The following is a 26,871-nucleotide window of genomic DNA, read 5'->3' as shown; positions in this document are numbered from 1 at the left end:
AACGCCATAAACGCCAATGGCCGATCTGGATCCAGATCGGCCATTGGTGATCAATGAGTTATCAGTTAGTTTATCGCCTTGGCTACTTCGAGTTCCTGGGGCTTCTGCGGAACTACCTTCTTTCTGGTGAAGCGGGCGATCAACCGGTCGACGACCAGGTACGTTGCAGGAACAACGAGCAGCGTCAGTAGCAGTGACGAGCTTAGCCCACCAATGATTACCCAGGCCATGCCGTTCTTCGTTTCGGCGCTGGCTCCGCTGGCTAAAGCGATGGGCAACATCCCGAAAATCATGGCCAGTGTGGTCATCAGAATGGGGCGGAGACGTTCTTTACCGGCTTCGATCAGCGCTTCGACCACCTCTTTGCCTTCGGCTTTGAGTTGGTTGGTGAAGTCAACGATCAGGATAGCGTTTTTGGCCACCAGCCCCAGCAGCATGATCATACCCACAATGGCGAACACGGTCAGGCTTTCCATCGTCAGGGCCAGCGCCAGCAGGGCACCGATCAGGGCGACGGGAATCGAGAACAGTACCACAAACGGATACACCACACTTTCGTAGAGCGCTACCATGATAAAATACACCAGCAGAATGGCGATGCCGAGCGCCAGACCCAGACTACCGAAAGCATCGGACTGTTGCTGTAACTGACCGAGGTACTGGATCGAAACGCCTTCCGGCAGTTTGTTCTGTGCCATTTTCGCCTGAATATCGGCACCTACTGTACCTACCGGGCGCCCAACCACCTGCGCGTTGATCGTGATCGATGACAGCCGGTCGATACGCTCCAGTACACTTTCGCCAACCTGTTCCTGCACGGTGGCGAACTGCGACAACTCGAAGGTTTTGCCCTGGTTGTTCACAAACGTCAGCCGAGATACGTCGGATGCCTGCGTGCGGTCGAATTGGTCGAGGCTAACCAGGATGTCGTACTCGTTGCCATTCTGTTTGAACTTCGACAGGTCGTTACCCCGGAAGGCATTTTGCAGGGCAATTCCTACGTCTGACGCACTGATGCCCAACTGCGCCATTTTATCGCGATCCAGATTCACCGTCACTTCGGGCTTCGGATCTTTCACCGAATATTTCACGTCCTGCGTGCCAGGCACCGAGGCGGTCACCTGTTTCACCAGTGCGGCGGCCTGCCGAATATCGGCGAGGTTGGTACCTTTCACGGCAATCATGATCGGGGCCTGCGACGCGCCAACGATACCGACCGGGGCAACCGTCACCCGAACGCCCGGTATCTGCCCCACTTCATTCTTCAGCATCTGGCCAAAGGCTTCCGTCGACAGTGTACGTTGCTTTTTGTCGATCAGCTTCACGTTCAGGTCGGCCAGGTTGCTGTTTGAGGACGTACCCAAGCCGGTGCTGCTGTAGCCAATGTTACTGAACACATTGGTCACTTCGGGGTGCTTCATGATGATCTGCTCGGCCCGTTGCGCCACGGCGTTGGTCTGGTAAATAGACGCCGTTGGCGATAGTTCGATCTGTACGCTCATCTCACCCATATCGCTCTGTGGCATAAACGCCGCGCCAATGAAACCAGCCGGAATGAGGTAGATCGAGCCAACCAGCATGGCAATGACACTCAGGAAGATGTACCGTTTGTGACCCAGTACCCAGACCAGAATGCTTCCGTATGCGTTGGTCAGGCGGTCGATCATGCGTTCAAAGCCGAGGTTTAGTTTACCCCACAGCGAATTAGGGTTCAGCACCTCGATCTTACCGAAGCGTGAAGCCAGTAACGGCGTCAGCGTGAACGACACGAGTAAGCTCATCAGCGTGGAGAAAACGACCACCAACGCAAACTCCCGCAGGATGTTCCCGATCAGGCCACCGGTCATGGCCAGCGGCACGAATACCACCACGTCGACGAGGGTAATGGCCAGGGCCGTGAAGCCAATTTCGCTCCGACCGTCCAGCGCGGCCTGCCGTTTGTCTTTGCCCATCTCCAGGTGTCGATTAATGTTTTCCAACACCACAATCGAGTCATCGACGAGGATTCCAACCACCAGCGAGAGGGCCATCAGCGTCATCAGGTTCAGTGAAAAGCCCATGATGTACATCAGCGCAAACGTCGGAATCATCGACGAAGGCAGGGCGACCAATACGAACATGGCCGACCGGAAGCTGTGCAAAAACAGTAGCATCACCACCGATACGATCAGAATGGCCAGGCCCATATCGAACACCACCGCATCAGCAGAAGCCAGCGTGTAAACAGACTGGTCAGAAGCGATGTTGAATTTCAGACCAATGTTGCTGTACTGTTTTTCAAGCTGTTTGATCTTTACCTGCGCCTGCTGACTTACCGACACGGCGTTGGCATCCGACTGCTTCTGAATCTGCAAGCCAATCGATGGCTGCGCATTGATGTGGTTAATGGCCGTTGGCTTCGTGCTGGCATCGACCACTTCGGCTACATCTTTCAGCAACACCTGCGATCCGTCGGCTCGATTAGCAATGATCAGGTCACGCAGGCGGTTCACCGTTTGCACGGAAGCATCGAATCGAATCGAATACTGCGACTGCCGCGTTTCCAGCTGACCAGCGGGGTAACTGGCGTTGGCCGCGTTGATGGCCTGCGATACCTGACCGATCGCCACGCCGTAGCCGCGTAATTTTTCGGTGTTAACGTTGACCTGAATCTGGCGCTCGTTGCCGCCAATGATATTCACCTGGCCCACCCCCGACACGTTGGAAAGCTGCGGTTTGATGTTGTTGTTGATCAGGTCATACAGCGCCGTGGGCGACATGCTGGCCGTAACGCCCATCCGCAACACCGGAATTTCATCGGTCGAGAATTTATTGAGGATAGGCCGGTCGGCGGCGTCGGGCAGGAGGTTCAGAATCTGCTCTATTTTACGTTGGGCATCCTGTTGCGCCAGCGTCGTGTTCACGCCGTTTTTCAACTGGATAATCACGCTCGAGACGCCTTCCTGTGAGGTCGATGTCATGCGGTCGAGGCCTTCCAGCGCCGACAGCGCATCTTCGATACGCTTGGTCACGTTGGTCTCCACTTCGTCTGCTGAGGCACCCCGGTACACGGTAGCTACGCTAATAACGTTAGCCTCGAATTTAGGCAACAGGTTGTACGACAATTGCTGATAACTCAGTACACCGAACAGAATAAGCACGGTGAAGATGGTCGTCACCAATAGCGGCCGTTTAACGGCAATTTCGGATATAGACATGGGTACTTATTTTATTTCGTGATCTGTACTGGCTTGCCGTCGCTTAGGTTCAGTTGGCCGGTCGTGACTACCTGATCGCCAACGGCTAAGCCGCTCAGCACTTCGATGGTGTCGCCAAAGTCGCGGCCAACCGTAATGGTGCGGCGAGCCACTGCATTGCCATTGATGACGTAGACGTACGGGTTCTTGATGCTTTCGACCAGCGCCGCGCGTGGGATCTGAAGGGCCTTCTGGTTCGATTTCTGCGAGAAATCGACGTTAACGAACGTACCTGCTTTCAGCCCGTTCGCATTGTCGATCGTGATTTCAACGGGGTAATTGTGTTCGTCGGAACCCTGCGGTGCGATGTATGAGATACGGCCATTGAACGTCCGGCCGGCAAACACGTCGGTCGTTACCCGCACTGTCTGACCTTCGCGCAGGCGGTACACGTCGCTTTCATTCACCGGCACCTGTACTTTCAGGCGGGCTACATCGAGCACATGTCCTACCACTTTTCCAACGGTGATGTATTCGCCGGGTTCGATGGCTTTCTGCACAATGCGGCCACTGATGGGCGATTTCACGTTGGCGTCGGCAATCTGCTTCCGTATCTGCTCGGCCTGATTGAGTGCGTTCTCGTAGTTGTATTTCGTGTCGTTCACCTGCAATTCCGTTGTGGCGTTACCGGCCAGCAGCGTATTGTAACGCGTCACATCTTTCTTCAACCGGTCGATGGAAAGCTGTGTGGCTTCCAGCGATAATTCTTTCAACCGGTTATCGAGTTGAACCAGCAGCGCCCCTTCGCGGACGGTTGACCCCAGCGCAAAGTTCACTTTAGTTACTTTGCCGGCGGTGGTAGCAATCAGATCGGCTTCCTTGAAGGGAATCAGGTTGCCGGTTTTAACGAGTTGCTGGCTGATGGTTCCTTCCACTACTGGTGCTACGGTTACCGGAATGGACACGTTGGCTTTAACGACGGGCTGCTTCTGGGCTTCAATCTTCTTTTTGTTGGAAGCCAATCGAAACCCGATCAGGGAAACGACCGCCAAGATGGCTACCACAACGAGTAATGTTGACTTTTTCATGATCTATAAATCGGTTGTCTTGATCAAAGTTGGTTGTAGAACGTAAGGAGCTTGCCCTGCGATTGTTCGAGGTCGAGGCGTGCCTGATACAGGTTAATGAGGGAGTTGATGTAGTTGGTCCGGGCCTCACGGTATGAGTTATCCGCGTTGATCAGGTCGGTCAGTAGCTTGGTGCCCTGTTTGTATTGCAGCGTAGTGATGTTGTAGACTTCCTGCGCCAGCTTCACGTTGCGATCGTCGTTCTGCAGACTCGTTTGCGCCCGCTGAATCTGCGATTGTGCGCTGTTGAACTGAAGCTGGTACGACGACGTATTCAGCTTCTGCCGTTCCTGCTGGGTCAGCACCGTTAACCGTTGCTGCTTGAGTTGTGAATCACGTCGGAATCCGTCGAAAATGGGAATGTTCAAACGCAGCCCCACGCTACCAAAACCAACGAAATTCGTGAACAGGTTATCAATCGTTTGAGCCCCCAGGTTCACCGTACCGTAGTTGCCCGTCAGGCTCAATGTGGGCAAGTATCCAGCTTTAATCCGCTGCAGTTGAAGCTGTTGCAGAATAATGTTCGTTTCTGCCTGCTGGAAAGAGACAAGCCGCTTCGGATCAAACGGCTCATTGTCGATTGTAGGCAACTGCGTCAACAGCGTTGAATCGGAGAGGACCAGGTTCTGGTCTTGCGGCATGCCCATCTGGTATTTCAGCCGATTGATCGCCAGGTTACGGTCATTCTCGGCCAGCGTCAATTGCGATTGGGTACTGTTGTAACTGACCTCCGTCCGGGTGTAGTCAACCGGCTGAATAACACCGTTGTCGCGCTGAAGTTTCAGGATGTTCAGCACCTGCTGGGTACGTTGCAGGTTGTCGCGGAGCAGGGCAATCTGCTGTTCAGCCACAAATACCTGATAGTAGTTGCTGGCAATGTTATAGATCACGTCTTCCTGCGTCTGCCGCGTATTCAGGGCTGCCAATTCCTGGTTTGGCTTGTTAGCCTTGATCCCGATCAACAATGACCGGTCGTAGATTGGCTGGGTGACCTGGGCCGTCAGGTTTGTCTGGTATTTCTGACCGATAATGAATACCCGTGGTTCAGGCCCGAACACCCCCGCCGGAATCACGCTCTGCTGCAGTTTGAGGTTGTCGGTCGTTGTACCAGTGGCCGATACCTGCGGCAAGTACTGGCTCAGGGCTTCCCGCGACTGCTCGTTAGCTGTCTGCACCTGATACTGCGCAATGCGAACCGTTCCGAAATTCTTCAGACCGTAGTCGATACAATCTTTCAACCGAAAACCGCCCGACACAGCTGTCTGCGATTGAGGTTGTGCCTGAGTCTGCGCCTGTATGGGAAACCACAGGGCCAAACCTAAGCTAAGTGCAATTAATCGTTTCATAAATACAATGGTTGATGTATCTACAGTAGACATGTCAACTAATGGTGTAAAAAAAAGTTAGTTGTCGATCAGCGCAATGATCTTGCGGGTTGTGGTCAGAAAAGCATCCCGTTCTTCCTGCGAAAGCTGGCTCATCACCTGCTGATCGAGCATTTCGGTGGTTTGAATAGCTTTCTCGATTATCATCTTGCCGGCGGGAGTGAGTTTGATCAAATTCTTGCGACGGTCAACGCTGTCAGACACAACGCGCAGGAAGCCATCCCGTTCCAGTGTGCGAATAGAGCGTTGAATGCCCGATTTATCTTTCTGAAGCATATTGGCAATGTCCTGCTGGGATAGCAATTCGTCGCCTGCAAAATAGGTAACGAACAGAACAGGGAACTGCTCTATCTGAATGGTAAAGCCCAGCCGGGTCAGTTCGCGATTCGCTTTCTTAGCCATCAGGTGACCAACATGGCTGATCATGAAAATAGCTTGAGATCCCATACGTTCTGCAAACTTCGCTCGTAGCGTTTCTTCGTCAATCATGGGGCAAATGTAAATATGGTTGCTATATCAACCAAACAGTCGTGGGAAAAGTTTTTCTGATTCAGGTCAAATTAGTTTTGTGCTATTCCAGGTACGTAGTTCATTTGATTTACGCCTGAAAGTGAAGTCTGTTAACCATTTATTCTTGAATGGGAGGGGCAAAAGATGGCAAGTTCCTATTTGTACTGATGCACCGACAAAGCGCCATTTTAAGAGCAGAACTCAGTAACAATAGGGGTGTGCTGGTCTTGTTGAAGCGTGTTGACCACCGATTGATACACCTAATTTTGGGGACGATTTCCGAACGCTACCCTGGTTATGAACGCAAAACTCGCTTTCCCCGCTCTGCTAGTCATTGCTGGTTTTCTGATCGCTGGCGCCTTTACTGTGCCGCTTCGGGAAAGCCAGCGTATCAAGGGTAATCCCGGCGCCAACCGGCCAAACGTGGTTATCATCATGGCCGATGACATGGGCTGGTCGGATACGGGACCGTTTGGCAGCGAGATTCCGACGCCTAATCTGGATGCGCTGGCGAAAAATGGCGTCCGGTTTTCGCAGTTCTATAATAACGCCCGATGTTGCCCTACCCGTGCCAGCCTGCTTACAGGGCTGAACGCGCACCGGGCGGGTATTGGCCAAATGGCCGAAGACCCGGGCCCGAACCCCAAACAGCACGACTGGGGCACTGATGGCTATCGTGGATTTCTGAATCGCCATTGCGTAACCATTGCCGAAGTGCTGAAGACCGCAGGCTATCATACGTACATGACCGGGAAGTGGCATGTAGGTATGCACGGACAGGAAAAATGGCCGTTACAGCGCGGTTTCGAGCGGTATTACGGGATTCTGGCCGGAGCAACCAGCTACTTTCGGCCACAGGGCGGGCGTGGGCTTACACTCGACAATCAGCCCGTACAGCCACCTGCTGATCCCAATTACTACACCACCGATGCCTTCACCGACTATGCTATCCGGTTTGTGACTGAGCAAGCCGATGAAAACCCCTTCTTTTTATACCTCGCCTACAACGCTCCCCACTGGCCGCTTCAGGCAAAACCAGCGGACATTGCCCGGTTCAAAGACCGGTACAAGGTGGGTTGGGATATCATTCGGCAGGAACGGCTAACCCGGCAGGAGAAGACGGGTTTGGTTGGTAAGGGGCAGAGTTTGTCAGCGCGTGATAAGCGGGTCCGGCCGTGGCAGTCCCTTTCGGCGGGGGAACAGGATTCTACGGCCTACCGTATGGCCGTGTATGCTGCCCAGATCTCGTCGCTCGATGAGAATGTGGGTAAACTGGTTGCCAGTCTGAAAGAACGCGGCCAGTTCGATAACACGCTGATCCTGTTTCTGTCTGACAACGGGGCCTGTGCCGAGACGTACAACGAGTTGGGCAGTAGCCCGATGTCGTTGATCAATAATCCGGATTTTTCGGGGGCGGCCTCCTACGGCATTGGCTGGGCCAATGCATCGAACACGCCGTTTTTTGAGTACAAAGTCAAGTCCTATGAAGGGGGAATACGGGCACCGCTGATCGCTCATTTCCCGACTCTAATTCGTACGACTCGGGGACGCATCCTGACAACCAGAGGCCATGTGACCGACCTGATGCCTACCATTCTGGAGCTTGCTGGCGCAACGTACCCAGGTACGTTTCACGAAGGGCAATCCATTTTCCCGCTGGAAGGGCGGAGCCTGGTGCCTGCGTTGCAAACGGGTAAGCAAGCCGACCCCGACTATATGTACTGGGAACACGAGTGGTACGGGGCCGTGCGTAAAGGCAACTGGAAAGCGGTTCACGACCTGAGAAAAGGCACCTGGGAACTCTACAATCTGGGTACCGATCGAATCGAATCCAGAAACGAGGCGCAGAACCAGTCGGTGTTGCTGGCTGATCTGCAGCAACACTGGCAGCAATGGGCAAATACCCACGCAGTGTTGCCAAAGCGCCTGAACTAGTGCGAACAGCGGCGAACCGTAGAATACGCCTCTTGAATTCGTCAATCAACCTGAAGCGAACGGTAGTCGATAAGATGGTCGCTTTGTTGTAGGTAGATGGGCTTCATCAAAAAGCCGCCTTCAATCAGATGAGGGCGGCTTTCTACGGATAGAGACTAGTGGTCGGGTAGCAACAGCATGATCAGGCTAAGACCCCCACCTCTTAAAGCGGGTAAAGAGTGCGTGATACCGATGATTGAATAAGCCGGATGGTGTTCCAGCCCCTGGCTTACCAGCTGTGGGTCGGGGTTTGTTTAGTTTCTCGAATAAGCTGTAGCTCCCGGCATACGCTCCTCCAGCGGCGACGGGAAATGGACACCGTTTCACCCGTTGACAGATAAGCTATAGGTCCTGTTTTTGAGTTTTCCAGGCGCTGGATGTAGTGCCTGTTGATAATGCAGTTGCGGTGAAAGCGGATAAAGTGGGCGGGGGGCAACTGGTCCATGTACCATTTGAGCGTACGCGGCATGAGCATGCGTTGACCATCGGCCCAGCATAACCAACTGTAATTGCCCTCAGACTGTAAGGAGACCAGACTGCTGACGGGGAAATGCTGCTTGCCGCTCTCCCGAATGTAAAGTCTGAGGGGCGGCCAGGTCAGGGGAAACGGGGGGATAGTGCTATTCAGCGGTTGGGTAAAGACCATACGCGAGTCGTATTTTAGTTGGACAGCTACTCCCATGTACCAGTTGTGGGGTGCTATGGCACTTATATAAGGATAAACAGGTAAAGCAGGCGTACCGAATAAGGGCACGGCAGTGGAAGATCTGAAGGCATTCACTCCCGTATTTCCGCAAAACAGGCGAATAAGAAATGAGGGTTTTTCGGTCCTGAATGATTTTGCAATGTTATCTGAAGGCCGTCTGATCGATGTGCAGATTCCACCCAAATAGGTGCAGATTTGGTGCAAGAGGCCCAAAATGGGTAAAAAAGCAGGTAAGCCAGCCCTAAAAGTGGCCTTGTCGATCAATTAACGCTAGCTGCCGGTGCGGTGTACACTACCTCTGATGGGCAGGCCGGTAGGCCAGTGTGGACCATGCAATCGGCCCGTTAATGGATATATACTCTACAGAATATAATATGATACTACTTACATTTGACACCTTGCTTCCAGAATCAGGCATTTAAACAGTAAACATTGAAAGCGGTTCTTCTAGTCTTTGCTCTTTTCTTCGGTTGCTGCTCGTGGGCCTGGGCGCAGCAGTTTGCAGCCTCCATCCAGCGCTATGACCCAGAGCAGGGACTGGCCCACCGCGAAGTGAATGCCATTTTTCAGGACCACCGTGACTTCATGTGGTTCGGCACGAAGCTGGGACTTAGTCGCTTCGACGGGGCAACGTTCACAACCTACACCCGGGAGAAAAACGGGCTCGACTTTGACGACATCCACTCTATCGCTCAGGATGCCGATGGACTGCTGTGGCTGATGGGACCCGTGGGGAAGTCAAACATCATCCTGTTTGATCCGATAACAGGCGTAGCTACCTCCTTCGAAAAACGGTTCCACCGATCCCGACCTACGCACTTTTCTGGGGTGAGGCATTCTCTGCTGGGTGGCAAAGATGGGTCCATTGTGTTTGTCGATTACCAGCCGGCCAGGTTGAATATTTACCACCCCAAAACGGGATTACGGACGGTGTCGTTACCCCAGTACAAGACGTTGACGTTAGCGGCTGTCTCGGCTCGAAATACGGTCTGGGCCTTTGCCAACGTCACCCAACTGGTCGAGTTAACGATGGATGGGCGCGTGTTGCACACGTATGATCACCCACAAGGCCTCTTCGCCTGCCTCGGTCAGTCAAATGCCGGTGCGGAACTCGTTTATCGACTAACAAAGACAAATGATCCATGGGCCCCCATCGACAAGCTTTATAAGATTGACGGGGTAGGTCATCGTCAGGCGCTGTCCCCGGCCCTGGTTGAATCAAAGAAACTACGGAATCCACTCGCCTACGCTTTTAATCAGCATGGTCTACTCTGGAATGGCTGCCAGTTGCGCGATTCCACCGGCCGGATTCTCCTCGATATCACCAGCCAGTTGCCCAGTGGTCTCATTGAAGACCGAAGTTTTTTTCGGGATCGAAATGGGAGTATGTGGCTGGGAACCAGCTTTGGGCTTTACCAGATCCGGGTGGGCCGAAACTACTTTCAGCGCTTGTTCTATGAACCTGGTGACGGAAAACGACCTGCCGTACGGGGTATTACCGCGCTTGGGAAGACACTCTACACGAATCTGGAAAATGTGGGTTTGTTCAGCAGCACGTTTTCGGGTGGTTCGGTCCGCCAGTTACTGACAGGCCAGGGGGTTTTTAACAGTATGAGCGATCCGCTGGGTGGAAAGCTGTATTTAGCCCAGGTCACTACGTTAGTGGCCTACGACTACCAGACCACAAAAACCACCGTGATGCCGACCCCTGGTTCGGGAACGATGATCTGGAGCATTCATCCGTATTCGACAAAACCCAGTCGGCTGCTGGCCGGTGGCGATCCTGGTCTGTGGCTGGTCGACCCGGTGGCCAACCAGGTGCTTCCCTTCCGGGGTTATAACCAGTTTTCCGAGTTAGCCAAGGCTCATATCCTGCACATTGGCACCGACCGGCAGGGCACGATCTGGCTCTGCGCCAACACGGGACTCTATACGGTCGACCCAAAGAAGGGCGTTACGGCCCGTTACTGGCGGGGTGGACGGGGGGCGTCTCAACTACCCGCCGACAGCTACCAGCATTTTTACCAGGACCCGCAGGGGGTATTCTGGCTGGCAACGGCTAATACAGGGCTGGTGCGCTGGGATCGCGCCCAAGGTCACTACCGCCAATTTCGGCGGGCCGACGGGCTGAATAATGATAACATCTACGCGGTGTATCCCGACCACCGGGGCCACCTCTGGCTCAGCAGCGACAACGGTATCATGCAGTTTGATCCGGTCCGGCTCACCACCCGGACCTATACGGTGCCCGACGGCATCACCAATAACGAGTTCAACCGCATCGCCCATTATCAGAATGCGCAGGGACGGCTCTATTTCGGGGGGCTGAACGGCGTAACGGCTTTCGATCCGCGTGATTTCGACGCCGAACCTCCGCTGCCCACCCTGCCCCTACGCGTAGTTTCCTTGCGTCAGTTTGAGGCTGATCGCAACACGCTGGTCGACAAAACAGCGGAACTACTCCGGACCAATCAAATCACCTTACAACCCGACGACAAAAGCAGCATTCTCGCTTTTGCGCTGATCAATTACACCGATGCCAAAAAAAATACTTACGCTTATCAATTTAAGGGGGTAGATAACACTTGGCACGACCAAACTGAGCCGTATCTGCGGCTGAGCAACCTACCCTACGGCGATCATCAGTTACTGATCAGGGGACAGTCGGCCGATGGCCGACTGTCGGCGGCTACGCTTTCCATTGGGGTGCGGGTGCTGCGGCCGTTTTATATGAGCCCCTGGTTTGCCCTTATCCTGTTCTCTTTGTTGCTGGGTGGGGCGTGGGGCTGGGGGCGATGGCGGGATTGGAACTACCAACAAGAACAAGCCCGGTTGCAAACTAAGATCGACGAGGCCACCCGGGTCATTGCCCGGCAGGCGCAGGATCTACAACAGCTCGACGAGACTAAATCCCGCTCTTTCGCCAACATCTCCCATGAATTTCGCACGCCCCTAACGGTGATTCTGGGCATGGCCGACAATCTCCATCGGCAGGCCGACCCCCAGTTGCAGCAATCGGCCATTTTGATTGAGCGCAACGGCCGCAACCTGCTGCGGCTGATCAATCAAATTCTGGATCTTTCCAGATTGGAAGCCGGCAAGATGCCGCTCAAACTCGTGCGAACCGATCTGATCCAGTTTATCCGCTTCGTTGGTGAGTCGTTTCAGTTGATCGCCGAGATAAAGCGTGTGGGGCTGGCCGTGCATGCAGAGAAGGTAAGCGTTGAGGCCGACTTCAACCCCGATAAACTACAGGACATCGTGGCCAATTTGCTGGGAAACGCGCTCCATTTTACCCCGTCAGGAGGGCAGGTACGTTGTGAAGTGGCTATTCAGCCCCGCTGGCAACCACTTGCTCCGCAGGGGTACCATGAGGCCCTTACGCCCATCCATCAATTGAACGACCCATGGATTCAAATCACCGTCAGCGATACTGGCCCCGGTATTGATCCGGCCAGCCTGGCGAGGATCTTCGATCGCTTTTATCAGCAGTCCGACGAGTCGGCTGGGCAACATTTGGTCGGGTCGGCCAGTGGTGGCACCGGCATTGGCCTTGCGCTGGTACGGGAGTTGGTTAGTTTGATGCAGGGTGGATTGGCCGTTCGCAACAGACCGGATCCATCCAGACCGGGGGCATTCAGACTGGGCGCTGAATTTTTGGTCTCTCTACCTCTGACCCGGCAAGCGCCCCTTGTCAGTCATATACAGCCTATGACCATGCTAACCACGTCTGACCCGGGTGAGATGGGTAACTGGGTAGAAGCCGATCCGGACGAGACGCCAGCTCGCCCCGTATTGCTACTGGTGGAAGACAATGACGATGCTGCTACCTATATCCAGAGTTGCCTGCGAGAGGAGTACCAGATCATACGGGCCGAAAACGGGCAGATCGGTGTTGCGCAGGCACTGGCCATTATACCAGATCTGATTGTCAGTGACGTGATGATGCCTATCAAAGACGGATTTGAACTTTGCGCCATCCTGAAGAATGACGAACGCACCAGCCACATACCGATTGTCCTGCTCACGGCCCGGGCCGCTATGGACGATCGGCTTACGGGCTTACGGCAGGGGGGGGATGCATACCTGGTGAAGCCTTTCGGGCGGGAAGAATTACTCCTCGTGCTGGGCAATCTGCTTCAGACCCGACAACTGCTGCAGCGCTATTACAGCCAGCGAGCGCTGGGCAACCCGCAGCCTGACCTAACTCCTGCCAACGGGGCTGATGCGCGGGAAGATCAGTTTGTGGCTAAACTACGTAGTACGCTGGAACGGCATCTGGATAATGGGGCCCTGGATACGACTATGATCTGTCAGTTGATGGGCATGAGCCGGAACTCATTGTACCGCAAGATGATGGCGCTGACAGGCATGTCGGTAATTCCTTACCTGAGGGTCCTTCGCCTGCAAAAAGCCGAGGAACTGCTCCTGCATTCATCGCTGAGTATTGCCGAGGTGGCTTATGCCGTAGGATTCGACAATCCCCGGTACTTCAGCCGGGTCTTTTCGGAAGAAAAGGGAGTTCCCCCCAGTAACTTTCGAGACAGGGAATAATCGACTTTTCCTTTTCAGCCGCTGGAACAGCTCTGTCTGTTTCAGCGGCTGAATTACCATTCCTTTCGGTTTTCAGCGCAATGGCTGATTTTTCAAAAGATAGCACGTTGATAAGCCACGTTGACAGGGTAGCTGACTGCCAACTGCCAATATCATAACCGGATGATAAGGGTTGTAACGGACTTGGCGGTAACCGTCAACTGGTCGCGGGCGACGGTTCGTTTGCGCAGGTCGGTCGTGTCAGTTGTCTCATACATCTCAACCTGTTTTGTCTTGCTGCCAGCGCCATCCAGTTGAATGGGGCGGGCCTCACCAGGATTGACTACGACGACGACAAGCTGCTTTTTATCAGCGCTCCGATAGGCCGAAATCAGTGGCGCATCTGTAGAGGAAGCGGCGGTCTGAACGCCTACGCGGACCATGCCGGGGCGCACAAAGCGGGCGTAATTTCCTAGTACCCATAAGGTTTTAGACGCCAGAATGTTGCCGTCCTGCTGATTTTGGGCGTTTTCGCCCATCTTCCCGTTCGATTCCACGTAGATCAATCCGTCTTTATAATTACTGGCGCTGAGGGCCAGCCACCACTGCCAGGACGTTGCGTTGGCGATAGTTAAGTCGGTATGAATAACCTTCGCCACATACAGGGCCGTTGTCATGCCCAGATCCCGACCGTTCCCGTCGATCTCGCCGTCATTATCGCCCAGCACGCAGTATTCCGATTGCCAGAAAGCTACGCCCGTTTGTTGTAGCTTGCCGGCCAGCGTTTCCCGAATGCTTCGTAGCTTTTCTGTGGGGGAAGTCGTGAAATAACTATGGCCGGAAACGAGCCGCTCCACGTTCGGTAGATTATCAATCCGGGTTGGGCTGCCGGGGTTGAAAAATGCGGCAATCACATCATCCTGGCCCTCTTTGCTCCGGTTTGTGTTTCCCTGCGACAGGTAATTCAACTGCCCGGCTTCGCCCAGGGTCAGGCGGGTGGCCAGTTTGCGCGTGGTCAGTTCGCGGCTGAGCGCCCGGGTTAGTTCGGCCATATCGGCGTTGGTGGCGGGGGTGCCTTCCTGTGTTGCCATCCGTTGCCCTTTCTTGATGCCCCAATCCCACTGCGGCTCGTTGAACGGACTGAGGTAGTGCATAGGCATACCCTTCTGCGCAAAATGCTGGGCAACGCTGGCCAGAAACCGGGCATAGTCGCCGAGCCGCTGCCGGTTGAAGTTATAGTCGCCCAACGTACCTGAGGCATAGGCTTTCCCGTTGGCCGTAAACTGTACCGGGGGCGAATTGGTAAAACCCAGCAGGTAAGGCACCTGACGCCGATGAGCGGCCTCGACAAACCACTGCTGCCCCGCCTGTTTGGTCCAGTCATACGAGCCATCGGGTTTCAGAAAACATTCCGACCGTCGCCACGGGCTGCGGATACCGCTCGAATCGCCCTGTTCGGTACTCCCTGCCCCGATGTTGAATCGCCAGAGCGACAGGCCAATCCCTGTCGGGTTACCTGCCTTATCGGTGTCTGTACTGAATAACCAGTCGGCAATCTGTTCACGTTTGGCAAGCGGATAATTTTGCCCAATGAACTGCGCCGACCAGCAGTCAGACGCGCCAAAGCTATGTATGGTCTGGAAAGTCTGGTCGGGTTTAACGGTAACCACGAGTGGCTGCGACAGACTGCCTGTGTAAAAAATAACCGGAAAAAGTAAGGCCGACAGGAGCCGGCAAGGGATGAAACGCATAACGATGAAAAACTCGTACAAACAGTTCGAATTAACTACTTCTAACGCAAGCTGTAAAAGCTACAAATTGTTGCCTGGTGTTCGCACTAACTGGTACATGTGTGAGGCCGCTACACGACATTCGATGATATGAAGCGGGTTGTTTTCTAAAGACCATAAGTCCGGTTTGCCGGTCGGCTGTGCAACGAAAACCAGCTCACAGATAGCCTCCTGGCGAAAGAACCCTCAAAGTGACTGTTTACGGCCGGATCAGTTCAATTTCGGCAGCGCAGACCGCCAGGCCAAAAGTTGCGCTTTCATCTGTTCGGCAACCTGGCGTTGCTGACTGGATAGGTCGTTTTTTTCGGATGGGTCAGTTGTCAGATCATACAATTCAACACCAGTGCCGTTATCGTTGACCAGCAGTTTCCAGTTTCCCTGCCGCATGGCGAGGTTGGGGCTTCTGTCGTGCGGAAGCGGGTATCTGAATGACTCTGTATTCCGACCGTATTCCCAGAAGATGGGCTTGGTACGAACTCGTGGTTTGCCGGTTAGTACCGTTGCCATATTTTCGCCATCACCGCTTGTTGTTCCCTTTTTCCCGGCCAGGCTCTCAAAGGTTGGTAATAGATCAGTGGCGCAGATAATCGATTGGTTATCCGTTTTTCCTTTGGGCGCGCTGGCTGGGTAACGAACAATAAAGGGCATTCGGATCCCACCTTCATACAGGGAAAGCTTGCTTCCCCGGAACGTACCTGACCGTTTCCCCCCGAAGGTAGGTAAGGCACCGTTATCGCTGGTGAAAATGATGAGTGTGTTGTTGTCGGCTCCGATTGCTTTCAGCCCCGCCATCAGGCGCCCGATCTGTATGTCAAGTTCGGCCAGCACCGCGCTGAATTCACGGGGTTTTTCGGTCCCCTTTGGAAAGGCGTCGAGCGTTGTTTCGTCGGGCACCCAGGGCGTGTGAACATCGTCGGGCCAGAGGTTGATGTAACAGGGCCTGCCCGGATTGCGCTTCAGAAAATCGAGCGTTTTGTCGACAAAATAGGCCGTTCGGCTCCAGCGTTTCACACTGTCTGACCTGGCCCAGATCCAGTTGGTCGAGGTCAGTAGCGGGTCGGGGCTGGGGCTTTCCCAGGTGCTGGCGTATTCATCGAAACCGTAGTTTGGTATGGCGGGCGCGTTGTCAACGTCGCGCCCGCCGCCCATATGCCATTTCCCGAAATGCGCCGTAGCATAACCCGCTTTTTTAAGCTGACGCGCCACGGAGGGTGCCGACGCATCGAGAAAATCAGCCTGTTCGCAGCTACGGTTGTGTTTGCGTTCGGCCAGAAACGAGGTGATGCGCCACTTGCCCGGAGCCATACCGGTGGTCAGACCCACGCGTGATGGCGAGCAGATAGGAGCCGCACTGTAGTAGTTCGTGAATTTAATACCCTCAGCCGCCAGCCGGTCGATGTTGGGGGTGGGGGCAAACGTACCCCCGAAGCAACCTACATCGGCTGTGCCCATATCGTCGATCAGGACCAGAATGATGTTGGGTGGCCGATTCACCTGAACGGGCTTCTTCACCTGAATGGACACGACGAATGCACTGAATGCGAGCAGGCTAGTCAGCGCGAAAAACACGAGCCGAACGTTCTTCATTGATGTTGGGTAACGTGAGTAACTGGTAAGGTATATCGTAAGTGGATGGTGAATCGATTACCTGGCAACGGCCTCATTGTCAGTAGCTGATACCTTCGTCATAGTTAAAGAGGGGATAGGCCTTGCCTTCTTTGTAGCCAGGTACGTCCTCTAGCTGGTTGCGAACGGCGGCTTCGGAAATGGGCGTGGTAAATGGCATTTTGCCCGTTGGGTTGAACTTGCCCGACACCACATCCAGCAGGGCATCAAGGGTGGTACCAAACGTAGCAATCACCCCCTTTATACGCGGCATCGTGGTTGAATTGTAGATCTCATCGATTACCCAGGGGTTGGTATAATTGATAGCCAGAATCGTCGGTTTTTTAGCCGTCAGCGCATTGATGTAGGCTACATCGACGGAGTTCTTCGATAGCGAGAGTTCAATGGGGTCACCATTCGATGCGAAGAGCGATTTGGCCGACGGAAGCAGCCAGAGCAGAATAACGTCGGCCTCTTCGGGTGTTTTTACGAACTGAAACGCCTGATTCCCATCCGTTGGTACGAACGCTTCACCCTGACCGAAGGCTGCCGTATTGTTGCGTTTCGCGTAGGTTTCAACATACACTTTAGTCGCTGATTTCACCGGAAGCAGTCTTGTCTCATTCCGAAGCAACACAATCGATTTGCGGAGGGCCAGATTGGCTCTTGCCTGAAAAGCGGCATTACCCACGAGTTTTTCGGCGGCATCTTCATCGACATACGGATTCTCGAACAGGCCCAGTTCAAACTTTTCGTTAAGAAGCCGAAGAACCGAATCGTCGATCAGCGCCATGCTAACCTGGCCGGTTTTCACAGTTTCGAGCAGGTTGGCGGGGTCCGCCGTTCCCGAATACAGGTTAACGCCTGCTTCGAGCGTACGTTTGTAGCGTTGGATGATGGTCAGGTTTTCAGCACCCCAGGGCATCATCTCAATCGGGCCGGTATCTGAGTTGATGATGCCCTTAAAGCCAAGTTTCACGCGCAACAGATCATGAATGATCGGGCGGTTGTAGGCGTAGGCGATGGGTTCATACTGGGTGCCAACGGGCATTGAGTAATACGGCATCATTGACGATGTGCCGGCGGCAATTGCGGCTTTGAAGGGGATCAGGTTATTTTCCAGCATACTACCGGGAAAGACCTCCTGTTTACCCCAGTCGAAATGAGGGTCTTGTCCTTCCTTACCTGCGCCGCCACCCGGAAAGTGTTTGGTGGTCATGGCTACCGATGTGTTGCTCAGCTTTTTGCCCTGGAAACCCAGCACTACTTCGGTCATCATCTTGGCGGCCCAGTCGGCATTTTCGCCAAACGTGCCATCAACGCGTTGCCAGCGAGGCTCGGTAGCCAGATCGGCCATGTACATATAGCCTTTCCGCAGGCCAACGGCGGCCCATTCCTGCCGGGCAATGTCGGCAAATTCGCGGGTCAGTTTCAGATCGCGCATGGCCGACAGGCCGAGTTCGCCGGGCCAGGACGAAAAGGCCGTTTTGCCAACACTGGTACCGATGGCGGCCGTGGCCGTAACGTGATTACGCGGGTTCGAGGCAACGATGGCCGGAATACCCAGGCCGTCGCTTTCGCAGAGTGCCTGCAGCTTATTAGCCCATTCAGCGGTCATACGGGCGCTGACGTTGGCCCTGAGAATGAAATGACGCAGGTGAAATTGTGTCACCGCTTTGGTCGTTCCGGCGGCGCTCATCAACGGCGTTGGCAATGGCTTTCGCGTGAACATATTTGTGCTCGTCGACAAATCTGACTCGTTGAAATCGCTGCTGATTGGCTCCTTGTTCTTAGGCGCTTCAAACGACCAGTCGTTCTTCAGTCGGGAGGTGCTGATCAGCATAAAACCAACCTTCTGTTCAACCGACATTCTTGCCAGCAGATCCTGGCTACGCTGTTCAGGTGGTAGCCGCCAGTCTTCGTACTTGTCTAGCTGGCCGTTCCGGTTCAGGTCTTTGAACGACAGACCATCGGCTTTGATGATTTTGGCCGAGCGAACGCCCAGCACAGGCTGCTGCGAAGCCAGTTTCGACTGCGCCAGCGAAACGATTGCCGGAGCCATGACAAGTGCCAGGCAGGCGGTGGCCGTAGAACAGGTCAGTCGCGGATAAGAAGGGGTGATCATGGAGTTACGGTGGTTAGGAAAGATCGATCTACCAGGTACGTTTCCCTGCGTATAACGTTTGCAGGTCAGGTAAATAAGAGCGGGAAATGCTGGTAGAAGTAGAACAGACAGGCCAGTTACTCACCCAGCTAAAACTAGTTAAACGCAAAACGCCCCGCCCGGCCATCTCACAGGTTTGCCAGGCAAGTGGCACCAGTAAGATGGCCGGGCGGGGCGCTGAATCAACGCGTAAACCAGACCTCTAGTCGATTTCGCGGGTGGCTTCGAACAGGAACCAGGCCCGGCGTTCGGTTTCGTCGATATATACCTCAAGCAGGCTGGCGGTGGCCACGTCGTCGGCATTGTCGCAGTCTTCGTGGGCTTCGCGCATGTTCTTGGCCATTGCCTTATTCTCTTCCAGCAGGTCGATGAGCATATCGATTGGCGCCACAAAGTCTTTGTCATTATCCTTCACTCGTTGAAGGCGGCCAATTTGTGAAATCGAGTGAATGGTGCGCTCTCCCAGTTTACGGACACGTTCGGCCAGCGGGTCAATCGTAGCGAAGATCTGTTCGGCCTGCTCATCGAGTAGCAGGTGATAATCGCGGAAATGCCGACCCGACATATGCCAGTGGTAATTCTTCGTCTTTACATACAGGGCAAATGAGTCGGCTACCAGCGCATTGATTACTTCGGCAAGGTGCGAACGATCCGATTCTTTCAGGTCTGAGGGCGTATGGAGCAACTGCTCCTTCTTTGTTGTAGGCATTGTTGTTGCGTTTTATGAGCGTGACTAACTGTGTAACCTCTTTAGCTATTCGACTGTTGAGATTCATCAAGAGCTACATCCATTTTTAACCGACGAACCAGAATGACCAGCAGCACGGCCATATCTACCGGAAACAGGCCGGCAACCTGCATAGACTGATCATCAAATGGCCGTTGAACCAGCATAAAGGCCGTGCCGCCACCAAGCAGCGCGTTGATGAAATGGAGGATGATCACGGTCATATCCTGTCCACTTTCGCTGTTATCTTTCACGCCCAGGAACGTGTATATGGTGGCCACTGCCTGCGTAATTGCCACGAGCACTCCCCAACTGCCCAGTAAATTATCGACGCCTTTGGTCGGGCTGCCGAGGTAAAACAGTAATCCGATGCCAAAAGCAATGTCGAGTATACCCGCAATCATAAACCAATAATCGGGCTTGCCGATTGATCGGCTACTGCGCCAGAACCGATGAGCGCTGAAGCCAGCCAGCAACAGTAATGCGCTCAGGCCACCTACTGAGAGCAGGGTCTGCCGACTGCCGGTTAGAAACAGAAGTATGCCTAATACGCCCAGAAAGCCTGCCCGCAGGTAAAGTGATGGCCAGGGCAGGATCGTTGATGAGGCGGTTGTCGTTGCCATGATGAAGACGAATCAATGCTGGATTAGCGCAGTAGAAGCCTGCTTGGGCTACTGCTTTTCAGACAACCGGTAGAGGCCTGTTTGGTTGGTAGTTTAAGGGGTATTTAATGACTTCCTGATGCTGTGGGGCGGTTGAGGGCCACGTCGCGCCTATGCTTAAACTACCTGATCACCAACACCAGTTTTCCTTTTACGTGGCCCGTCTCGCTGTATTCGTGGGCCTGAGCGACGCTATCGAGTGGGTACGTCTTCTCAATGACTGACACGAGTTTGCCGGCTGTAACCTGTTTTATCAGCCAGTTCATGTCTTCCTGCGTGAATGAGAAAATGAGCGAATCGGCTTTCTGCTTCGTAAAAATCGTGACTACTTCTTCCAGGATCTGCCTGGGCGAAGGCGTTGTGGTTACGTAGGTGCCTTCGGGCGTCAGTATGTCGCGGCAGGCATCGAACGAGCTTTTGCCAACGGCATCGAACACAACCTCAAACTTATCGGGAAGTTTGGTGAAATCAGTCGTTTTATAGTCGATAACCACATCGGCCCCGAGTTGCCTGACCAGAGCGGCGTTGTCGGTGCTGCAAACGGCGGTTATATGGGCGCCGATGATCCTGGCAATCTGTACCGCAAACGTACCTACGCCACCGGCGGCACCGTTGATCAGAACACGATCGTTTGGCCGCAGGTGTCCTTTATCGCGCATGGCCTGCAGGGCGGTGCCAGCGGCAATCGGCATGGCGGCAGCCTGGATGAAATCGATGGCGTCGGGTAGCTTTACTACGTTCTTCTCTTTGGCAACGGCATATTCTGCGTAGCCTGCTCCCAGCGTTCCCAGCGAGGCGACAACCCGATCACCTGGCTGGAAGTCGCTGACCATCAGGCCCACTTCTTCAACGACCCCCGCGCATTCGGCACCCAGGATTTTCGGGAACGAACCGGGTAACATCAGCTTCATGGCTCCCTGGCGCACTTTGGTATCGAGCGGATTAATGCCGGTAGCGTGTACCCGGATGAGCACCTCGTGTGAATCAACTTCAGGTCTGGGTACGTCCTGAATCTGTAATTCGTGGCTGGTGCCGTATTGGTTAATGATGGCTGCTTTCATGACGGTACTAAACGGTTGTTCCCCGGCATTGTTACGAAATGACCGGGAAAATGCGCGTAGATCATCGGTAAGCAACTCGGGGTTTCAAAGGCTGCAAAGTGCCCGGGTCGGTGGTATCGGGCTGGCCTGTCGGGTGTTTGCCAAACGCCCCCGCAATTCGTCTGGCGTCTGTTGAGGAATGTTAATCCTGAACGGTTGCCTAACGGATCTGTAGCGAAGGTGTGGGCAACAGCCGGAACCCTACATGGCCGGTAGCGCCAGCAATAAGGTGTATAATCTGTGCAGGCTGGTCTTGCTGAAAAGCTGGTGCATCAGTCTGCTTCCTGATTGGCCCAAATAGTTAACTTGTCTACTACGAGTTCGCCAATATGAAGCTTCCGGATAAAGCCACGCCCGATGCGTAGCTGGCCAATGGCTACGGCACCGACAACCAGTGTTCCAACGGCCAAAGCACCCACAGCAAATGCGCCAATGGCCAACCGTCCGGCGGCAGCCTGACCAATCGCCTTACTCCCAAAACGAAAGGGTAATCGGAATCGTTTTGTCATGGGTCAGGAATTGGTTGAGGTTGACCAGCCTGGCCCGTCGTACAACAGGCATCGAAATTGTCAAACTAAACGTCAATAGCTGAATAGGGTATTCGCATTTTTAGTGAAAGCCCTCCTGATCTCAGCCTGGATTGGCCAGTGGCCGAACGACGTCGGTACTCGTTCTACGTTGAGGTTAGTTGCCAATAGTAAACACAACATCACGATAAGATTTTCCGTCGGTAGGGCGTTGCGTTTTCGTTAGATCGCGGTCAAAAAGGCGGTTCAGGTTATTGCCGGAGCGGTCTTCCAGCCGATTTTCGATACGAAGCCGGTACTGCCCGGCTGTCCAGCGAGCGGTTGGCGTGAATGTACTAACCAGCTCGTTTCTTCCGATTTGCCACGTACCCGGAACGGCGGCGCCATCGCTAAAAACATGCAGCGTTTCGGTCAGTAAATAATAATCAAGTGGTTCACCAAATGCTAACGACAACGGCTGTGTAGTCTCCGGTTTGGGCAAATGGATTGTCCAGCGGTCCGGATCCGGCGATAGGCTATCCCGTTGACTTACCCGGAACAGTTTTGTGGTGGAACTGGCCAGGGTAGCACCCAGTGCATCGGGCCAATTTGCCGAAACGACCAGTTGGTAGTGATCTCCGAGTTGAAGTGGTGCCCCCAACCGTTTGTTGGGTTGCAGATCGCGTTTGATACGGCCGGGGTCTAGCCAGAGGGTAAGCATCGTTCGGTCGGCATTCCAGAGTTCCGGCTGCAAATCGAGAAAAACGTCTCGTAGTGTGTCGCCGTTGGCATTGAGCAAGGCAACGTACCTGGCCGACTGGCTTTCGCGCATGGGCCGAGAAAAGCGGAAATAGACTTTCAGCAGATTGGCCGGCAAGGTATCCGGCGATGGGTAAATGGCTAGTAGCCTGGGTTTGTCATCAGCCTCTAATGCGGGAATTGCCAGTTCGCAGAGTGGCCTGTTCCGGAGCCAGATTGTATACCGACGGCCACGGGTGAAGGGCACCAGTGGCTCAAAGCGAATGCCCCTATGCGTTTGCTGATAGTCACCGGCCATAGCGATCTCCTGCCCGGCCAGGCGTATGGTCAGCAATTGAGCAATCGAATCAGCATTAACTTCCCCAACAAGTCGATCAGGAACGGTAATCCCGATTGCCCGTTTTCCGTTCCAACTGATCGTAATACCGGTTTCCTCGCCAGAGCGGCAGGCAGACAAGCAGGTGCAAAAAAAAATCAGGCTATACATGGTGTATAGCCTGAGACGTACCAGCCAGTAATGCTTACAGATACCGATCACTGGATGTCCAAAGGTCTAGATTTCCGTTCGACCGGCGCTGCAACACCACCATCCGGCTGTCGTCGAGCTTATCGAGCTGCAATACGTTCGTGAGAGGCAACGACACAAAATCGACGCCTGCTGTAGCAAAATTTTCAGCAACGGGTGTAGTCAGCGAACCCTGGTAGTCTTCAAGAGTTTTGTATTTTACCTTAAAAACTGGGCGGCTTGTATTGGCCATGAGCAGAAACGACTCGTTTCCTTTTTTCAGCATAACCATATCGATCGGCGAGTTACCACTGCCCATTTCAGCCACTGTCCGGCCTTTCACGTGCTTACCTGCCTTCAATTCGTCCATCGGGAACAGGACCAGCGGTGTGCAGGTATAGCTGGCCAGCAGGTATTTTTTGCCTTTTATTTCGGTTGTCGTAAACGTCTTGATCGGGGCCATTGTCTCGTACTTGGCATGTGCGGCATGGTAAATTTCCAGCGAGCTCTGATCCTGTACGTTGGTGAAGGGGAATGGAATGCTACGGAAGGTGGATCCAAATTCCTGGTTCGAGAGGCCACTGACCAGCAATTTGCCATCGGCAAAGCCAATGTCTGAAATAGACGCGATCCGAAGCGATTCTCCCCTGCGGTCTTTGGCATCCTCGGTCGCCACATTTGTCAGGGCAACGGTTGAAAACGGAACCTCTTTCAACGAAACCGCCGTCATCTTGTCGCCCTCGATTTTGAGCAGAACCGGAGTGCCATCGCTATGCTGAACGGCGCAATACACGTTCTTCGAAACGGGGTTTACCGCAATATCCTGAATAGTGACGTTTGCCACATCGGTGCCGAGCAGGGCTGCAATCTTCTGATCAATGTTTTTGATCTCGACGGGATTGGCTTTTTCGTTTGCGGTTGCATCTTTCGTATCCACTGCAAAGACCGAAGCGCTTCGTCCATCGCCAATGAACAGGACCCCATCAGGGCCAAACGTCAACGCATTGATTGAGCGAATGACCGGGGTACCCGTTACAAACCCGTACTGATTTGGTACCGAACGGGTTGTTGCGGCTAGTAGCAGAAGACCGGCAGCACCGGCAGCTAATCGGGAAGAGATCTTTTTCATGTCTGAATAGAGCGGTAGTCTAAATGGCTTGATTACCAGCTCGAAAGTACGTGTAGTGGCGGGTATTTCAAAGCACTTGACGGACCGTTGGATAGGAGCTTAGCCAGCTGCATCAACGTACCCGACAGCAGTTGAAGAATGGCACGGGTTGCTCAACAGCGTCACAGGCATAGGTAACAATAATGTAACACAACGTGAGCGTTTTCAACTGAGGTGATCTTTTACATTTGACCTTATAAACTTAACGGATCATGAAAAACCAGTTGCTTGCCACACTGATGATTGTGGCTGGTAGTATGAGCTGCTCGCCTGGCCCGGCACCGTCAGCTTCTGTCGTAACGCCCACCACAGGTGGCCCAACAGCAGTGAGCTCAAGCGAGAACGTCACGGCCCTCCAGCAGCAGTTTCAGGGTAAGTATAAGGTGATCAGTTCCGTGAGTAGCGAGCCCGTAGACATTGATCTGGATGGCACTGCTTCGGCTGACCTGTTGCACGAAATGACTGAACTGGCCCAGCAATCCGGTACCCGGTACTTTGTTGAACTAACCCTTCATGCGCCGTCGCCTGCTACGCCCAAGCCCAACTTTCTGTTCGTGCAGTGGTGGCCTGAACAGTTTATTCGGATCGGAGCCGGAAAGGTTTGGGACGGTGGTGAACTGATCAACTACAATCCGGAGTTGGTGGTCAAGTACGATTTTCAGGGGACCTATCGGAATTTTACTCTCTCATCGGATCTGCGGCAACTGGCTGTACTGCCAGATGCAACTGACAATCCGTATCGGTGGGTACGTCCCGAGTTGGTTACCGTTGATGGCAATGAGCGCCTGCGCGTGATCACTAAACGGCGGCTTTACACACGATCGGGCGTAAAAGAGGTGTCTATTACTACTGTTTATGAGCGCTTTAGTAGACCTTGAAAGGGTGCGTCATTACTTAGTCGTACCTGAGAGCGGCACCAGCTTCGCCGACAGATCGGGCGTTTTCATGTTCTTATCAAAGGGGAACATCGGGTGCTGAATACGCTTATAAGGCAGCCGGAACAGGTCCTGATCAACACCACCGGGGGTGAGGGCCATGATCCAGTCTTTTTGCATGTCGTAGAGTTCGGGTTGCAGGTAGCCGATCTTCACCACCACAATGTCGGCTGTTCGTGGGTTGAGGCCCAGTCTGGTAAAATCCTTTTCTTCGTGGTAGGGTTTCCGTTTTCTGGTTATGATAACGGACACGCTGCCCACCTCGACCACCACTTCTACCTCGGCGTCTTTATCGCCGCGTTGAATGGCCGTTACTATGCCGCGCAACGGCACCGGCGGCGCAAACCGATGGTCGACGATAGCGCCAGCTGTACCTGAAACCTGACCGCCCACACCCGCCGCCACTGCTTTGTCGACGAAGGCGGGGTCGGGAATGGAGGCGTAGATCAACGAAGGGCCATCTATTTTTTGGAATTCGGGCCGTTTCAAAATCTCTGTAATCGTCCAGGTAACGTCGCCGGCGCCACCAGCCGTTGGGTTATCGCCAGTGTCGCTGATGTAAAACGGATGGTTGGGGCTGGCAATGGCTTTGGTCAGTACGTCGGCCAACGTACCTGTGGGAGCAACAAAGTCAAACTGATTCCGGACCGTCCAGAAATCGCGGGCCAGCTTCTCGGCGGTCTGGGTCACCTTCGTTTTGTCATCGCCAACCACCATCACGGCGGCGTGGTTTCTCGGCTCATCGGCCCAGGCGTACCCGATCCAGATGCTTGCGTCTACTACGCCGGGTTGATGATCAGCCAGGGGCGTTACCTGTTGGTAGAGGCTTTTGCCGGGTTCAATGCGCGTACTCGTTTTTTCGCCCGGCAGCAGAATCGGCACCGAAATAAGGGCTTTGTAGGCGGGTTTGCCTTTACCGCTTTTGAGCCGATCAAGCAGGTTGGTTACCGCCCGTTCTTTGGTTTGCATGGCGTCTTCGTGCGGGGCCATACGGTAGCAAGTCATGAGGTCGGTGTTCCGGGCCAGCCGTTCCGACACGTTGCCGTGCAGATCCATCGATGTGGAAATGAGCGTTTTATAGCCCACCACATTCCGGATCCGGGTGATCAGGTCGCCTTCTGGATCGTCGAGCCCCTGCACGCTCATCGCCCCGTGAATATCGAAGTACAGGCCATCATACGGCCCGTATTTTTTCAACGAATCCAGCATCTTACCCACCAGCGATTCGTACGCGTTGCGCGCCACAATGCCGCCCGGCAATGATTTGCCAACCACCGTAGGAAACCACTTCGCCTGTTTTCGCAGCGGTGCCGCGCCCATCATGAACGGGTAGGCGGCGAATACCTCGCCGCTATAGCGGGCGTGAAAGGCTTCTTCCTGGGTAACCGCCGGTGAAAACGTACTGGATTCAATGCCCAGTCCGGCAATGGCAATGCGCGGCAACGTACCTGAAGTTGATTGAGCGAAGCTCGACGTAGTCACCGAAAAACAGGCTATAAGCCCCAGCACGACATGTTTCATGCCCCCAAGTTACTGAGT

At 54.0% G+C, this 26,871-nt stretch carries 19 protein-coding genes; 4 read left to right on the top strand and 15 right to left on the bottom strand.

The window, feature by feature from the left end; translation table 11 throughout:
* Positions 1 to 65 precede the first annotated feature (65 nt).
* The 4 genes from J2I46_RS05320 to J2I46_RS05305 are packed head-to-tail and all read right to left on the bottom strand — an operon-like array spanning position 66 to position 6,177.
* Positions 66 to 3,197 carry an efflux RND transporter permease subunit gene (locus J2I46_RS05320; RefSeq protein ID WP_207327874.1) on the bottom strand — a complete coding sequence of 1,044 codons (3,132 nt, stop codon included), beginning with the start codon at positions 3,195 to 3,197 and terminating at the stop codon, positions 66 to 68.
* A gap of 11 nt (positions 3,198 to 3,208) precedes the next feature.
* Positions 3,209 to 4,264 carry an efflux RND transporter periplasmic adaptor subunit gene (locus J2I46_RS05315; RefSeq protein ID WP_207327873.1) on the bottom strand — a complete coding sequence of 352 codons (1,056 nt, stop codon included), beginning with the start codon at positions 4,262 to 4,264 and terminating at the stop codon, positions 3,209 to 3,211.
* Positions 4,265 to 4,287: 23 nt separating this feature from the next.
* Positions 4,288 to 5,649 carry a TolC family protein gene (locus J2I46_RS05310; RefSeq protein ID WP_207327872.1) on the bottom strand — a complete coding sequence of 454 codons (1,362 nt, stop codon included), beginning with the start codon at positions 5,647 to 5,649 and terminating at the stop codon, positions 4,288 to 4,290.
* 57 nt (positions 5,650 to 5,706) lie between these two features.
* Positions 5,707 to 6,177 carry a MarR family winged helix-turn-helix transcriptional regulator gene (locus J2I46_RS05305; protein ID WP_207327871.1) on the bottom strand — a complete coding sequence of 157 codons (471 nt, stop codon included), beginning with the start codon at positions 6,175 to 6,177 and terminating at the stop codon, positions 5,707 to 5,709.
* A gap of 318 nt (positions 6,178 to 6,495) precedes the next feature.
* On the opposite strand from J2I46_RS05305, the gene J2I46_RS05300 reads away from it, so the two are divergent.
* Positions 6,496 to 8,133, top strand: a complete 1,638-nt coding sequence (locus J2I46_RS05300) for an arylsulfatase (RefSeq protein WP_207327870.1) — start codon at positions 6,496 to 6,498, stop codon at positions 8,131 to 8,133.
* 268 nt (positions 8,134 to 8,401) lie between these two features.
* Here the strand turns inward: J2I46_RS05300 and J2I46_RS05295 are convergent, their stop codons facing one another.
* The gene (locus J2I46_RS05295) at positions 8,402 to 8,818 is read right to left on the bottom strand and encodes a LytR/AlgR family response regulator transcription factor (RefSeq protein ID WP_207327869.1); all 417 of its coding nucleotides are present in this window, start codon (positions 8,816 to 8,818) and stop codon (positions 8,402 to 8,404) included.
* A gap of 492 nt (positions 8,819 to 9,310) precedes the next feature.
* Here J2I46_RS05295 and J2I46_RS05290 point away from each other — a divergent pair, with 492 nt between their 5' ends.
* Positions 9,311 to 13,432, top strand: a complete 4,122-nt coding sequence (locus J2I46_RS05290) for a hybrid sensor histidine kinase/response regulator transcription factor (protein ID WP_207327868.1) — start codon at positions 9,311 to 9,313, stop codon at positions 13,430 to 13,432.
* A 152-nt stretch (positions 13,433 to 13,584) separates the two neighbouring features.
* Here the strand turns inward: J2I46_RS05290 and J2I46_RS05285 are convergent, their stop codons facing one another.
* The 3 genes from J2I46_RS05285 to J2I46_RS05275 all read right to left on the bottom strand — a co-directional run bounded on the left by J2I46_RS05285 (position 13,585) and on the right by J2I46_RS05275 (position 18,868).
* On the bottom strand, positions 13,585 to 15,162 hold the full coding sequence (locus J2I46_RS05285; RefSeq protein WP_207327867.1) for a glycoside hydrolase: 1,578 nt from the start codon (positions 15,160 to 15,162) through the stop codon (positions 13,585 to 13,587).
* 249 nt (positions 15,163 to 15,411) lie between these two features.
* Positions 15,412 to 16,788, bottom strand: a complete 1,377-nt coding sequence (locus tag J2I46_RS05280; RefSeq protein WP_207327866.1) for a sulfatase-like hydrolase/transferase — start codon at positions 16,786 to 16,788, stop codon at positions 15,412 to 15,414.
* Positions 16,789 to 16,867: 79 nt separating this feature from the next.
* Complete coding sequence (locus J2I46_RS05275; protein WP_207328126.1) at positions 16,868 to 18,868, bottom strand: glycoside hydrolase family 3 protein; 2,001 nt, start codon at positions 18,866 to 18,868, stop codon at positions 16,868 to 16,870.
* 149 nt (positions 18,869 to 19,017) lie between these two features.
* Here J2I46_RS05275 and J2I46_RS05270 point away from each other — a divergent pair, with 149 nt between their 5' ends.
* Positions 19,018 to 19,176, top strand: coding sequence for a hypothetical protein (locus J2I46_RS05270; RefSeq protein WP_207327865.1), 159 nt, complete (start codon positions 19,018 to 19,020; stop codon positions 19,174 to 19,176).
* Here J2I46_RS05270 and J2I46_RS05265 read toward each other — a convergent pair.
* The 6 genes from J2I46_RS05265 to J2I46_RS05240 form a co-directional block, all read right to left on the bottom strand.
* Positions 19,173 to 19,679 (bottom strand): Dps family protein, encoded by a 507-nt coding sequence (locus tag J2I46_RS05265; RefSeq protein ID WP_207327864.1) that lies wholly within the window; start codon positions 19,677 to 19,679, stop codon positions 19,173 to 19,175. The genes J2I46_RS05270 and J2I46_RS05265 overlap by 4 nt on opposite strands.
* A 41-nt stretch (positions 19,680 to 19,720) precedes the next feature.
* Positions 19,721 to 20,320 (bottom strand): hypothetical protein, encoded by a 600-nt coding sequence (locus J2I46_RS05260; RefSeq protein ID WP_207327863.1) that lies wholly within the window; start codon positions 20,318 to 20,320, stop codon positions 19,721 to 19,723.
* Between the two features lie 161 nt (positions 20,321 to 20,481).
* On the bottom strand, positions 20,482 to 21,420 hold the full coding sequence (locus tag J2I46_RS05255; RefSeq protein ID WP_207327862.1) for an NAD(P)-dependent alcohol dehydrogenase: 939 nt from the start codon (positions 21,418 to 21,420) through the stop codon (positions 20,482 to 20,484).
* A gap of 311 nt (positions 21,421 to 21,731) precedes the next feature.
* Entirely contained in the window at positions 21,732 to 21,968 is a 237-nt protein-coding gene (locus tag J2I46_RS05250) for a hypothetical protein (RefSeq protein ID WP_207327861.1), read from the bottom strand.
* 175 nt (positions 21,969 to 22,143) lie between these two features.
* Entirely contained in the window at positions 22,144 to 23,181 is a 1,038-nt protein-coding gene (locus tag J2I46_RS05245; RefSeq protein ID WP_229379521.1) for an Ig-like domain-containing protein, read from the bottom strand.
* 64 nt (positions 23,182 to 23,245) lie between these two features.
* Positions 23,246 to 24,358 carry a hypothetical protein gene (locus J2I46_RS05240; protein WP_207327859.1) on the bottom strand — a complete coding sequence of 371 codons (1,113 nt, stop codon included), beginning with the start codon at positions 24,356 to 24,358 and terminating at the stop codon, positions 23,246 to 23,248.
* A 251-nt stretch (positions 24,359 to 24,609) separates the two neighbouring features.
* Here J2I46_RS05240 and J2I46_RS05235 point away from each other — a divergent pair, with 251 nt between their 5' ends.
* Positions 24,610 to 25,275: a hypothetical protein gene (locus J2I46_RS05235; protein WP_207327858.1), complete on the top strand. Its 666-nt coding sequence runs from the start codon at positions 24,610 to 24,612 to the stop codon at positions 25,273 to 25,275.
* Positions 25,276 to 25,287: 12 nt separating this feature from the next.
* Here the strand turns inward: J2I46_RS05235 and J2I46_RS05230 are convergent, their stop codons facing one another.
* Positions 25,288 to 26,853 (bottom strand): M81 family metallopeptidase, encoded by a 1,566-nt coding sequence (locus J2I46_RS05230; protein ID WP_207327857.1) that lies wholly within the window; start codon positions 26,851 to 26,853, stop codon positions 25,288 to 25,290.
* Positions 26,854 to 26,871: the final 18 nt, after the last annotated feature.

Source organism: Fibrella forsythiae, from assembly GCF_017353175.1.
In the GTDB taxonomy this organism is placed as follows: domain Bacteria; phylum Bacteroidota; class Bacteroidia; order Cytophagales; family Spirosomataceae; genus Fibrella; species Fibrella forsythiae.
This window is presented reverse-complemented; position numbering and strand designations above follow the sequence as displayed.